Source organism: Streptomyces sp. NBC_01260 (genome assembly GCF_036226405.1).
In the GTDB taxonomy this organism is placed as follows: Bacteria; Actinomycetota; Actinomycetes; order Streptomycetales; family Streptomycetaceae; genus Streptomyces; species Streptomyces laculatispora.
In genome coordinates, this window is the sequence record NZ_CP108464.1 from 277424 (window position 1) to 290220 (window position 12797).

Here is a 12797-nt window from a genome sequence, read left to right on the forward strand (position 1 = left end):
TCCAGGTGCAGATCGCGCATGCCACCGGGGTAGACCTGTTCCTTGCCCCAGGGGAAGTGCGGGTCCTCGCCGTCCTTCTGCGGGCCTCCGCCAGGGAAGTGCTTGACCATGGCGGACACGGAGTGCTTGCCGAGCCGCTCGCCGAGCGCCCGACCTGCGCCGATTACAGTGATCCGCATGGATCGGAACCAGGGCCGGAACCCCCGCACGAACGGAACGAGAGGGAGCTACGCGGTCGGCGACGAACGGCGCGCGAGGATCCTGGACGCCGCCGTCACGCACTTCGCCCGGTGGGGCTTCAACGCCTCCTCGATGGCCCGCATCGCCAAGGACGTCGGCATCACCCAGGGCGGCCTGCTGCACCATTTCCGGTCCAAGGAGGACCTGCTCGTCTCCGTCCTGGAACACAGCGACGAGCAGGACGTCGAACGCTTCTTCTCCCGGAATCCGGGCAACGCGACAGAGGCCTTCACGGCGATTCTGGACCTGGCCGAATACAATGCCGGGCGGCCTGGCCGCACCAAGATGTTCAACGTTCTCGCCGGCGAGGCGGGGGAACCGGCCCACCCCGCCCACGGCTACTTCGAGCGCCGCTACCGCACGGTCATCGACAAGATCACCGCAGTCCTTCAGCGTGACATGGCTGACGGCGCAGTAGAGCCCGGCACCGACTGCGAGGCCGCCGCCACCGAACTCGTCGCCGTCATGGACGGGCTGCAACTCCAGTGGGCACTCGCACCGAAGACGTACGACATGACGGGCCGGCTGCACCTCTACGCCGACCGGCTGCTGCGCTCGATCACCGTCGACGGCTCAGGAATGCCAGCCTGACCTCGCCCGGCGGCCACGGACCACGGTCCCGCACCGGGCATCGGCCTCGCCTGAAGTGACAGTCCCGCCGTGACCGAGAGTTAGATATCTTGACATAGCTATCTCTGGATACTTAGAGTCGTGGTCATGCCCCGCCCCAGCAGGTTCGTACAGGACGTCGACCACGTAGCCGCCGAGCTCGTGTCGTGCCTGCCCGCGCTGGCCCGGGCCGTGGAGCGGCAGATCGGTCCACACGTCGAGCACCCCAAACCGTCCGAGGCGCAGATCGCCCTGCTCCGTCACGTCGAGGCCAACGACGGAGCGACGGTGCGCAGGGCGGCCGAAGCGCTGCTGATGAAGCCGAACAACGTGAGCGCGCTGGTGACCCAACTGACCGAGCAGGGCCTGCTGGAGCGCCGGCCGGACCCTGCCGACAAGCGCATCGCTCACCTGCACCTCACCTCGACCTCGCGGCAGCAGCTCACCGAGGTCCAGAAGCTGATGAGCGGCCTGGTCGCCGGGGCTCTCCAGACCATGACCGAAGGTGAACTGGACGCTCTCGGCTCGGCACTGGGCGCGCTGCACGCGCTCAACGACCGCCTGCATCCCCTCAGTCACTGACACGCGCAGCCGGCGCCCCGGACTCTCCGGGCTGTCGCGCCCGTAGTCGTACGAGTCGCACGGGCCATTTCCGCGTGCCGACGGGATGAAACCTCTCCCCCACCGCGTCCGGCCTTCCTCAGGCCCCGGATGCCGCTTCGTCATGCGCGGACGCCTGGCCCCGTCCGCGCATGACACCCGACACACACCCGATATCTCACGAAGGACAGACACCTTCATGCCCTCCGACGTCCTGAACTCCCCGGCTCCGCCTGCGCGTCCGGTCCACGAGGAGCAGCCGCGCGGCCGCCGCGCGAACCCGTGGCTGACCCTCGTCGCCGTCGCCTTCGGCCTCTTCATGGTCGGCCTCGACGGCTCGGTCGTCTCGATCGCCAACCCGGAGATCGGCCGGGACCTCAACGCCTCCACGGCCGACCTCCAGTGGGTCACCAACAGCTACCTGCTCGCCCTCGCCGCCGCACTGATCCTCGGCGGCAAGCTCGGCGACCGTTTCGGCCGCCGCACCTTCTATCTCGTAGGAGTCGCGGGATTCACCGTCGCCTCCGTGGCCATCGGCCTCTCCGGATCCATCGAAGGAGTCATCGCGTTCCGCGCGCTCCAGGGCTTCTTCGGCGCACTGCTGATGCCCAACACCCTGGGCATGCTGCGCGCCGTCTTCCCACCGAAGAAGTTCGGCATGGCGGTCGGCATCTGGGCCATGGTGTCCTCCGTCTCCACCGCGCTCGGTCCAATCGTGGGCGGCCTGCTCGTCGAGCACGTCAACTGGGAGTCGGTCTTCTACATCAACGCGCCCATCGGCGTCCTCGCGCTCGTCTTCAGCATCATCGTGCTGCCGCAGAGCAGGAACACCAGCGCCACAGATGAGAAGTTCGACATCCCGGGCGTCGTCCTGCTGGCGCTCGGCCTTCTCGCGGTTGTCTTCGGCGTCGTCAAGGGCGAGACCTGGGGCTGGACTTCGGCCGGCACGCTGGGGACCATCATCGCCGGCGTGCTGATCCTGCTGCTGTTCGGCCGGTACGAGACACGAATCGCGCACCCACTGCTGCCCATGCGTCTGTTCCGGAACCCGGCGCTGACCATCGGCACCGTCATCACCGCGCTGAACTTCTTCGTCCTGCTCGGCATGATCTTCTTCGTGATGCTGTACCTGCAGAACGTACGGGGCTTCACCCCTGTCCAGGCCGGTGTCCGCACCCTGCCGCTGAGCCTCGCTTCGGTCGTGGCATCACCCCTGGGCGCCGCGCTCACCCAGAAGTTCGGCCCCCGGCTCACGATGCCGCTGGGCATGGCCCTCCAGGCAGCAGCCTGCTTCGCGATGCTCGGATGGGGTGCGGACTCGTCCTACACCGCGATGTGGCCCCCGTTCATCGCGCTCGGCCTGGGTGTCGGCATGGTGATGGCGTCGTCCTCCGATGCGATCGTCGGGAACGCACCGGTCAAGGACGGCGGGGTCGCAGGCGGCCTTCAGGCGACGGCGCTGCAGATAGGCGGCGCGCTGGGCACGTCCGTCCTGGTCTCCCTGATCAGCAGCCGCGTCGGCTCGACGCTGACCGGCGAGCTGACCTCGTCCGGGGTACCCGCCGATGTGGCCCACGGGCTGAGCGAGGCGAAGGACGCCGTGGCGATGGGCGTCGCGCCGGTCTCCGACGGGATGCCGGCGCAGCTCAGCTCCGCGGTCGTCGAGGGAAGCCACCAGGCGTTCATGAACGGCGTCCACACCGCCGTGCTCGTCTCGGGCCTGCTATGCCTGCTGGGTGCCCTGCTCGCCGTGGTCGGTGTACGGCGCAGCCCCGAGGCGATCGGTCACTGAGACCGAGCGGCCCGGCCGGGTGACGCAGCAGGGAGACAGGCCCCCTCGCGCCCGGCCGAGCGTGCTGTCTCCGCTGCCGGAGACGAAGCCCACCCGCCCGGCCAATGACCGCCCTCGCAGTTCTTCCCACCCAGGCCTTCCCGCTCACGATCGATGTCTTCTCGCCCGGGGTCGGCCCCCGGCATCACACCGGATGCCCGCGCCCCGGGCCCTGGCCCTGCTTTCCCGGACCCTGTTCCGCGGCATCTCCAGCTGGGAATGCCAACAGTTGTTCCACCTCACGGTGAGCGCAGTCGACGATCGCGCGAACGCACCGGGCGGCGTCTTCCGGGCGTCCGCCGGAGATGGCCTCGGCCGCCTCCGTATGGCGGCGCACCGCGTCAGCGTCCACGCGGTCCGGCATCAGCGGAAGGTCACGACGGGCGACGAGAAGCTCCTCTGTGACCTCGGAGAGCTGGGCGAACATGCCGTTTCCGGACGCGTTCAGCAGCGCCCGGTGAAAGGCCAAGTCTGCCGCTATGAAGCCCTGGATGTCATCGCTATGGGCGACGCTCTCCATCTCGCGGGCGAGTTCGACGAGCGTATTCCGGGTGTCGGGCGAAGCGCTCACTGCCGCGAGGGCAGCGGCGGAGGGTTCCACGGCGGCCCGCAGCTCCGCGAGTTCGCGCAACTGGGTGCTACGAAACGGGGATGCCAATCGCCATCGGATGACCTGGGGGTCGTAAAGGTTCCACTCGGCCATCGGCCGGACGGTGATCCCCACGCGGGGCCGACTGGTGACGACCCGCTTCGACTCCAGGACCCTGACTGCCTCGCGTGCCACCGTGCGAGAGACTCCGTACCGCTCTTGTACGTCCTCGAGACGGATCACCTCACCCGCACGCATCTCATCCGAGGCGAGGGATTCACCGATCCGCCTGACCACCTGACCGTGTAGTCCGTGCAGTTCCACGCCACTCCTTGTCACACTCTCAAACACCCGGTTCGTGCCAATTCTGCCGTCCGGCGGTGTCAACAAGCCTCAGCGAGTCTGCGCAGGAGGTCACTCACCCGTTCACCGGCGCTGCGGACGCCCCCCGATGTCAGGGCCGACCCCATCCCGCAGGCCACCGCGCCAGCGGCTATCCAATCCGGCGCGTTCTCGCTTGTCACACCGCCCGTCGGCAGCACGGGTGCCTGGGGAAGTGCGGCACGGACGTCACGCAGCCAGGCAGGTGAGACCGTCGACGCCGGGAAGAGCTTGAGCGCGTCAGCCCCCTCCTCCAGGGCACGCACCATCTCGGTCGGGGTGGAGACGCCCGGAAACACCGGGACACCGTATCGGTGACCCGTCCGGATGACTTCCGGGTGGAGGCTCGGTGACACGAGGAAGCGGGCACCCGCTTCGACGGCCGCACGCGCCGCAGCCGCGTCAATGACAGTGCCCGCGCCGAGCAGCGCGTCCGGGCGGGTCTCGGCGAGCCGGGCCAGCGCGGTGAGGGCGCGTGGCGTGGTGAGGGCGATCTCCACGGCGTGCAGCCCAGCGTCCAGCACTGCGTCCGCCGCGGCGACGGCCTCCTTCGGCCCTGCCGTGCGGATGATGCCGAACACTCGCTGTGCGGTGACGGCCTGGACGGTCTCCCATCGGTACATGGCGTTCATGCTCTCCTGCTCGTGAAGTGGCGCGCCGGGGTGGGCGGCGTCAGCGGATGACGGTTTCAGCGTTGGTGCCGGTGAAGGCGGCCAGGGCGCGGTCGAGACCGACGCGGTCAGGCATTCCGTCCGTGTCGGTCGGACACTGGACGACCAGCGCCGCGACAGCGGCGGCCTGGCGCAGGCACTGGCCGGTGTCGGAGGCGTGCAGCAGCCCGGAGAGGAACCCTGCGGCGAAGGCGTCCCCCGCGCCCACCGGGTCGGCGACCGGCACGGGGAAGGCGGGCTGGTGGCAGGCTTCTGCCGTGCGGGTGAGACAGGTGGCCGACTTGTCCCGGTGCTTGACGACGAGCGTTCCGAGGCCCGTCTCGAGCAGGGAGGCCGGGTGCGGTACACCCAGCAGCTCCAATTCGTCCTCGCCTGCCAGCACCACGTCCGCGTGGGCCAGGAGAGGGCCGACGACCTCGCGCCAGCGGTCGGGTGAGCCGAGCTTGTGGCGGATGTTCGGATCGAACGAGACCGTCGCACCGGCGGCTCGCGCCAGTTCGACGAGGCGCAAGGTGGCCCGGTGCGCCGAATCCGACAGCATTGGGGTGATGCCGGTGATGTGGACGAGTCGCGCCCCCTCGAACATGCGGGACTCCAGTTCGTCCGGGGACATCCGGGAGGCGGCTGAGCCCGTACGCAGATACTGCACGTCGATGGCGCGCGCCGGATGGCTGTCGCGCATGAGGACTCCGGTCGGAGCCTCGGGGTCCGTTATGGCGTACGAGCTGTCCACGCCTTGCGCACGGAGCTGTGCAAGCACGGCCCGCCCTGCCGGATCGTCACCGACGCGACCGAGCCACCGGACGGTGTGTCCGAGCCGGGCAAGGCCCGCCGCCACATTGCTCTCGGCGCCCGCGACGGAACGCCGGAACGCGAGCGCGTGTTCCAGCGGGACCCCCGGTTCGGCCAGCAGGAGGAGCATGGCCTCTCCGCACACGACGACTTCGGCGCTCATCGGGCCAGCTCCGGCACCTGGGGGGCGAACTCGGCGCAGAAGCGGTCGATCATCTTCAACTCTTCCTCGTCGAGCCGGTACCCCGGGGCCCGGCAGTGCGCAGACGCAATCCAGCCACGGCGCACGGAGATCTCCTTCTCCACGGCGATGATGAGCTCCACGCTCTGCATCCAGTACGAGAGGTAGGGCAGCATCCGGGTGTGCAGGGCGACGGCCTCGGCCTCGTCGCCGCACTGCCAGTGCTCCCAGAGTTCGACGTACAACTCGGTGAAGGAGCAACCGGGCTGGACGCCGACCGCCCCGCGGCGCAGGGCGTCCGGCAGTTGCAGACCGGCGTAGCCGATCAGTGAGGGCAGCGGACGGGGACCGGCGGCCAGAGCCGCGATCAGCCGGCCCGGCGGGGCGGACTCGACCTTGACCCAGCGCAGATTGGGGTGCTCGGCGGCCAGCCGGTGCAGGGTGGGTGCGTCCAGCGCCGTTCCGGTCTGTGCCGGGGCGTACTGCACCACAACGGGCAGTGGATCGACGGCGGTGAGTACCTCGCGCAGATGGGCCGAGACGGCGTCCTTGGAGGGCGCGAGGAAGTGGGGCGGGAGCAGGTTGATGGCGTCGGCACCGAGTTCGGCGGCCCGGAGCGCTTGGCGGACCGCGGCCCGGGTGGCGTGGTCCGGGACGGAGACGATGGCGGCGACATCCTGGCGGTTCCGGGTCTGCTGGAGCAGCAGTCCGGTGAGCAGTTCCCGCTCTTCGGGGTCGAGTTTGTGGAACTCGCTCGCGAAACCGGGGAACATCAGCGAGCTCACCCCTGTCGCAAGTACCCGGTCCACCACCGTGGTGAATCCGTCGGGGTCGAGCTCTCCGTCGTCGTGGAACGGAACCTCCAGTACGGGCGAGACTCCTCGGACCAGTGTGTCGAGGTCCTTGTGTACGGGTGTGGCCATGTCGGTTCCTCAGAAGGCTTGTCGGGGCGGGGGCGAGTCGGTCGCGCCGACGAGGAAGTCGAGGTCGGCGCCGGTGTCGGCCTGCGTGACGTGTTCGGTGTAGAGATAGGTCCAGCCACGGGTGACCGGCGGTTTCGGCGGCTGCCACGCGGAGCGCCGAAGGTCCATCTCGGTCTCGTCGATCAGCACGTCGAGCCGTCGGCCGGGCACGTCAAGTCTGACCTGGTCTCCGGTGCGGACGAACGCCAGCGGACCGCCGACAGCCGCCTCCGGTGCCACATGCAGCACGCACGTTCCGAAGGCCGTTCCGGACATGCGGGCATCGGATACGCGGACCATGTCCCTGATCCCGGCGTCGAGCAGCTTCTTCGGCAGTGGCAGGTTGCCCACCTCGGGCATGCCCGGATATCCGCGGGGGCCTGTGTTGCGCACGATGAGCACCGTCTCGGCGGAGACGTCGAGCGTGGAGTCCTCGGCGACGGCGAGGTAGTCCTCGATGGAGTCGAAGACGAGGGCGGGGCCTGTGTGGTCCAGCAGGTGCGGCGCGGCGGCCGACAGCTTGATGACGGCACCGTCCGGGGCGAGGCTGCCGCGCACCACGGCGGTCCCTCGTCCTGCGGGCAGCACCGGGTTGTCGAAGGCCCGGATGACCTCACGGTCGTACACCTGCGCACCCTGGCAATTGGCTGTCAGGGAACGGCCGGTGACCGTCACCGTGTCCTGGTGCAGGGCGTCCCGAAGGTCGTTGACGAGCGCCGGCAGCCCTCCGGCGTAGGCGAACTCCTCCATCAGGAACCGCCCGGAGGGCATCAGGTCGATGAGCAGCGGAAGTTCGGCGCCCAGGCGGTCGAAGTCGTCGAGTTCCAGGGGTACGCCCAGTCGGCCGGCCAGGGCGAGCAGGTGCACCACCGCGTTGGTGGACCCGCCGATCGCCGCGTTGATCCGGACGGCGTTCTCGAAGGCTGCTCGCGTCATAATGCGCCGGGGGGTGAGGTCGCTTCCCGCGAGTGCCACGGCACGTGCGCCGGTCTCTTCGGCCAGTGTGCCGCGCCGGGCGTCCACGGCCGGCAGCCCGGAGCCGCCTGGCAGCATCATGCCCAGGGCCTCCGCCAGGCAGGCCATGGTGGACGCCGTACCCATGGTCATGCAGTGACCCGCGGAGCGGTTCAGGGACGACTCGAACTCGGTGAACTCCTCCTGCGTGATCGTCCCCGCGCGCAGCTCTTCCGTCATCCGCCAGATGTCCGTGCCGGAACCCACGTGTCGGCCCTTGAACCGGCCGTTGAGCATGGGGCCGCCGGTGAGGACGATGGCGGGCACACCGGCGCTGGCGGCACCCATCAGCGCGGCGGGCGTGGTCTTGTCGCACCCGGTGAGCAATACGACGGCGTCGATCGGATTGGCCCGGATCTGTTCTTCGATCTCCATGGCCGCCAGGTTGCGGTAGAGCATCGACGTCGGCCGCAGGAAGGGTTCGCCGAGAGACATGGCAGGAAATTCCAGGGGGAAGCCGCCCGCCTGCAGCACTCCACGCTTCACGGCGTCGGCGAGGATCTGCAAATGGCCGTTGCACGGGGTCAGTTCGGAGAACGTGTTGCAGATGCCGATGACCGGGCGGCCGTCGAAGTTGTGGCCCCCCCGCCCCATGGCTCGCAGGTGGTGACGGGCGATGAAACCGTTCTTGCCGCCGTCACCGAACCAGGCACGGCTCCGGAGTGGCTCTCGAGGTGTGACGGGAACTGCGGCTGACGGTGTCTCTCGCTCTGCCATGTATGAGCCTCCGATGGGGTACGGCCACGCGGTTCCGACCGCTTGAGACCGGGCTGTGACCGTGCAGGGGCTTGCCCTGCCGACGGATTTAATGATGCTATCAAATGACGATAGCGCCTCGGGGGCCGCGCGAGGCTGTCGCTGAAGCGGAGGTTCAACCCGTGGTACGTAAGGCGCCGGTGCGGCTCGTCCGCCTCCTGACCTTTGGCGTACCGCCTGTCGCGATCTTCGGAACCCGTCCGTCGGACACCAGCGGACCGGCCCCCGCCCATCCACACACCGATGTACGAAGCCCGGCGCCCTCCGCGCAACGGGCGAGCACACCGACGTGACCCGGAACCACCGGATCAGTCCTCACCACACGGCCCCGACAGCACGATGCGCGGCGGTCACTGCCAGCTCGAAGGAGCTCCTCATGAACTCTTCGTTCCATCGGAACATCGCCGTGGCCACCGGCCTGCTGCTCACTCTCGGTCTCGCCACGGCGTGTTCGTCGGGCAAGGAGTCCTCCGGCGGCGACGCGGTCGACAAGAAGGTCGACGGCAAGATCTCCCTCACCTACCTGCAGAAGCAGGGCGACCAGGAGTACTTCATCGGCGAGGCGGCCGGCGCCAAGGCGAAGGCCAAGGAGCTCGGCATCGACCTCAAGGTGGTCAACCTGGGCAACGACGCCAACAAGACCGTCAGTGAGGTCCAGTCCGCCGTCGCACAGAAGACGAGCGGCATCATCATCGTCGTCCCCGACCCGGCTGTGGGACCTCAGGTCGTCCAGACGGCGAAGGACGGGAAGGTCGCCCTGCTCACCTCCGACGACCAGATCTGCACCACGGGGCCCGACCCCGCCGCCTGCGGCAAGGACGACCTGGTCCCCCGCATCGGTTTCAGCGGTGCGCAGATGGGCGGGGAGGTCGGCAAGCGAGCCGCCGCCGAGTTCGGGAAGGCCGGCTGGAAGGCCGCGGACACCCGTGTCATCTCGGCATGGAAGCAGGACGTCACCGTGTGCGGTGACCGGGTCAACGCGGCCAAGAAGACGTTCGACGCCGCGGTGCCCGGCGTGAAGACCATCAACGTGCCCACCGACAACACCCCGACCGGCGCCCAGGACAAGATCGCCGCGACGATCACCGCGAACTCCAAGGTCAAGAACTGGGTCGTCTGGGGCTGCAACGACGAGAACGCCATGGGCGGGGTCACCGCGCTGCAGAACGCCGGCATCGGCCCCGATCACGTCATCGGCGTCGGGCTCGGCGCCTACCTTGCCTGCAAGGAATGGCAGACCGACAAGAAGAGCGGCATGAAGGCCGCCCTCTTCATCAACGGCAAGGACGTCGGCGCCCTGGCCGTCCAGACCATGTACGACAAGCTCAAGAACGGCAAGAACTTCCCGCAGGAGGCCTTCGCTCCCACCACGATGGTCGACCACTCCTCCTGGAAGACCGCCGGTCTCACCTGCGGCTGACCCGTCCGGGCCCGCGGCCGGCCCCCCTTCCGGCCGCGGGCCGACGACAGCTCCGTCGTACCGGTCCCCTTTCCATGAACACTTTGCGCGCCATGCCTTCGAGGTGAACGACATATGACCAGAGCCTCCCATTCGCCCGCCGGCCCAGACCCTTCCGAAGGACAGATTGAAGAAGCGTCGCCGCCTTCCCCGTCGCCGGGCATCGTGGACGTCACCAAACGGTTCGGGGCGGTACAGGCCCTTGGCGGGGTCACGCTCGACTTCCCCCGCGGGCAGGTCACCGCGCTGATGGGTGAGAACGGCGCGGGAAAGTCGACCCTGCTCAAGATCCTCACCGGTGACCACCAGCCCACCCAGGGGCACATCGTCCTGGGTGGCGAGCGCGTGGTGCTCGACTCCCCGGCCAAGGCACGCACGGCAGGCATCCGGATCATTCCGCAGGAACCGGAGATCATCCCGCACATCTCGGTCGCCGAGAACGTCTACGCCGGCGCCCTGCCGCGCAAGTCCGGCCGGCGATTCGACCGGGCCGAGCTCCGCCGCCGCATCGACGCGGACTTGGCCCGGCTGGGCTTCGCCGATGTACTGGACCCGAACCTCCTGGGTTCACAGCTGACCCCGGCCCAACGTCAGCTGGTCGAGATCATGCGCGCCCTCACCGGCAGTACCGTGGCGACACTGATCGCGTTCGACGAACCCACCTCCTCCCTCGCCGAGCACGAGGTGGACGCCCTGTTCGCCCTGATCCGGCGACTGCGGAACCAAGGCATCGCCATCGTCTACGTCTCGCACCGCATGCAGGAGATCTTCCAGCTCGCCGACCGCATCGCCGTGCTGCGCGATGGCAGCCTGGTCGGTGTCCAGCAGGCCGACACGACGAACGAAGCAGAGCTCGTACGCCTCATGGTGGGCCGCGACCTGTCCACCATGTTCGTCCGACAGCGGGTCGCCACCGACCGCCTCGTTCTCGACGTCAAGAACCTCACCACCGACGACGTGTACGACATCTCGCTCCAGGTCCACGCCGGCGAAGTCGTCGGCCTGGCCGGTCTCATCGGAGCAGGACGCTCCGAACTCGCCCTCGCGCTGGCCGGCGACCAGCCCGTCCGCAGCGGCACCGCCGCCCTCGACGGGGTCCCGCTGCCCAGCGGCCGCCCCGGCGCGGTGATCCGGGCCGGCCTCGGACTCGCCCCCGAGGAGCGCAAGGCACAGGCGCTCTTCCTGCAGCAGTCCGTCCGGGCCAACATCTCCCAGGTAGTCCTCGACCGGCTACGGCGCTCCCGCTTCGTACGCCGCACCGCCGAACGAGAGCTCGCCCAGCACTACACCGACCGGCTCCGGGTCCGCACCCCCTCGATCGACCACGAAGTGCGCAAACTCTCCGGCGGAAACCAGCAGAAGGTCGTCCTCGCCCGCTGGCTCGCCCGCAAACCCAAGGTCCTCATCCTCGACGAGCCGACCCGAGGCATCGACGTCGGCGCCAAGGCCGAGATCTACCAGATCATCGCCGACCTCGCCGCCGACGGTGTGGCCGTCCTCGTCATCTCCTCGGAGCTCCCCGAACTCCTCGGTCTCGCGGACCGGGTGGTGGTCATGCAGCAAGGACGCGTCACCGGCGAACTCAGCCACGACGAAGCCACCGAAGAATCCATCCTCGCCCTCGCGATGGCGCACGACATCATCGACGCCAGCACTCCCGGAGCCACTTCATGACCCTCACCAGCTCTCCCTCCCCGGCCGTCAAGGGACAGCCGGACCGTCCCGCCGCCTTCCGGCCGAAGCTGTTGTCCCGCATCAGCGGGCAAAACATCAGCCTCGTCGGCGCACTGATCCTCGTGCTCGTGCTGTTCGGGGTGCTCAACGACAACTACCTGAGCCTGTCCAACATGCAGGTGATCGCGGAGGCGGCGACCATCACCGGTCTGCTCGCGATCGTGCAGACGGTCGTGATCATCTGCGGCGGCCTCGACATCTCCGTCGGCTCGCAGGCCGGTGTGGCCTCCGTGGTCAGCGCCATGGTCTTCACCAGCACCGGCACCAACGCCTTCCTCGGCATGGCAGCCGCTGTCGGAGTCGGCGTGCTCATCGGCGCCCTCAACGGCCTGATCATCGTCTACGGCCGGGTGAACCCCACCATCGCCACCCTCGCCGGCCTCGCCGCCTACAAAGGCCTCGCCCAACTCCTGTCCGACGGACGCGCCCAGGGCTACGTCCTCAACAACGACGTCTTCATCTTCCTCGGCCGCGGAAAGATCGCCGGACTCCCCGTCATGGTCTGGATCCTCATCGTCGTCGCCGTGGCCGTCCACATCCTGCTCCGCTACACCGACATCGGCCGCAACATCTACGCCATCGGCGGAAACGACACAGCCGCCCGCCTCGCCGGCATCAACATCAACAAGTACCTGGTCTTCGTCTACGCCCTCATCGGCATCGTCGCCGCCATCGCCGGCATCCTCCTCACCGCCCGCACCGGATCCGGCCAGCCCACCTCCGGCAGCGAAGGCCTCGAACTCAAAGCCATCACCGCCGCCGCACTCGGCGGCGCCGCCCTCAAGGGCGGCAAGGGCGGCATCGGCGGCACCCTCCTCGCCGTCGCCCTCCTCGGCGCCCTGGAGAACGGCCTCACCGTCCAGGGCATCAACTCCTTCTGGCAGAACGTCGCCCAGGGCGCCCTCCTCGTCATAGCCGTCGTGATCCAGCAGCGACGCAGCGGCGAACGCGCTGTCGGACTACCCAACTGATGCACCC

11 protein-coding genes are annotated in these 12797 nt (G+C 68.7%); 6 read left to right on the plus strand and 5 right to left on the minus strand.

The features are described 5' to 3' along the window. Window positions 1-177: 177 nt before the first annotated feature. From OG322_RS01370 to OG322_RS01380, 3 genes are all read left to right on the plus strand, one after another. A complete protein-coding gene (locus tag OG322_RS01370; protein WP_124285820.1) occupies window positions 178-831 on the plus strand; it encodes a TetR/AcrR family transcriptional regulator in 654 nt (217 codons plus the stop codon). Window positions 832-957: 126 nt separating this feature from the next. Beyond that, window positions 958-1431, plus strand: coding sequence for a MarR family winged helix-turn-helix transcriptional regulator (locus tag OG322_RS01375; RefSeq protein WP_123466400.1), 474 nt, complete (start codon window positions 958-960; stop codon window positions 1429-1431). Between the two features lie 217 nt (window positions 1432-1648). Beyond that, the gene (locus tag OG322_RS01380; RefSeq protein WP_329305916.1) at window positions 1649-3241 is read left to right on the plus strand and encodes an MFS transporter; all 1593 of its coding nucleotides are present in this window, start codon (window positions 1649-1651) and stop codon (window positions 3239-3241) included. A 184-nt stretch (window positions 3242-3425) separates the two neighbouring features. Here the strand turns inward: OG322_RS01380 and OG322_RS01385 are convergent, their stop codons facing one another. Genes OG322_RS01385 through OG322_RS01405 form a run of 5 tightly spaced genes read right to left on the minus strand, consistent with a single transcriptional unit; the run spans window position 3426 to window position 8587 of the window. Further along, window positions 3426-4193 (minus strand): FadR/GntR family transcriptional regulator, encoded by a 768-nt coding sequence (locus OG322_RS01385; RefSeq protein ID WP_206432434.1) that lies wholly within the window; start codon window positions 4191-4193, stop codon window positions 3426-3428. A 59-nt stretch (window positions 4194-4252) separates the two neighbouring features. Beyond that, window positions 4253-4873 carry a bifunctional 4-hydroxy-2-oxoglutarate aldolase/2-dehydro-3-deoxy-phosphogluconate aldolase gene (locus tag OG322_RS01390; RefSeq protein ID WP_123466396.1) on the minus strand — a complete coding sequence of 207 codons (621 nt, stop codon included), beginning with the start codon at window positions 4871-4873 and terminating at the stop codon, window positions 4253-4255. 49 nt (window positions 4874-4922) lie between these two features. Next, the gene (locus tag OG322_RS01395; protein ID WP_123465013.1) at window positions 4923-5876 is read right to left on the minus strand and encodes a sugar kinase; all 954 of its coding nucleotides are present in this window, start codon (window positions 5874-5876) and stop codon (window positions 4923-4925) included. Beyond that, on the minus strand, window positions 5873-6817 hold the full coding sequence (locus OG322_RS01400) for a dihydrodipicolinate synthase family protein (RefSeq protein ID WP_329305917.1): 945 nt from the start codon (window positions 6815-6817) through the stop codon (window positions 5873-5875). Before OG322_RS01400 ends, OG322_RS01395 begins: the two co-directional genes overlap by 4 nt. Before the next feature lie 9 nt (window positions 6818-6826). Next, the gene (locus tag OG322_RS01405; RefSeq protein ID WP_329305918.1) at window positions 6827-8587 is read right to left on the minus strand and encodes an IlvD/Edd family dehydratase; all 1761 of its coding nucleotides are present in this window, start codon (window positions 8585-8587) and stop codon (window positions 6827-6829) included. Between the two features lie 415 nt (window positions 8588-9002). Here OG322_RS01405 and OG322_RS01410 point away from each other — a divergent pair, with 415 nt between their 5' ends. The 3 genes from OG322_RS01410 to OG322_RS01420 all read left to right on the plus strand — a co-directional run bounded on the left by OG322_RS01410 (window position 9003) and on the right by OG322_RS01420 (window position 12790). After that, the gene (locus tag OG322_RS01410) at window positions 9003-10046 is read left to right on the plus strand and encodes a substrate-binding domain-containing protein (RefSeq protein ID WP_124285815.1); all 1044 of its coding nucleotides are present in this window, start codon (window positions 9003-9005) and stop codon (window positions 10044-10046) included. A 204-nt stretch (window positions 10047-10250) separates the two neighbouring features. Next, window positions 10251-11759 carry a sugar ABC transporter ATP-binding protein gene (locus OG322_RS01415; protein ID WP_329305919.1) on the plus strand — a complete coding sequence of 503 codons (1509 nt, stop codon included), beginning with the start codon at window positions 10251-10253 and terminating at the stop codon, window positions 11757-11759. Further along, window positions 11756-12790: an ABC transporter permease gene (locus OG322_RS01420; RefSeq protein WP_123465002.1), complete on the plus strand. Its 1035-nt coding sequence runs from the start codon at window positions 11756-11758 to the stop codon at window positions 12788-12790. Before OG322_RS01415 ends, OG322_RS01420 begins: the two co-directional genes overlap by 4 nt. Window positions 12791-12797: the final 7 nt, after the last annotated feature.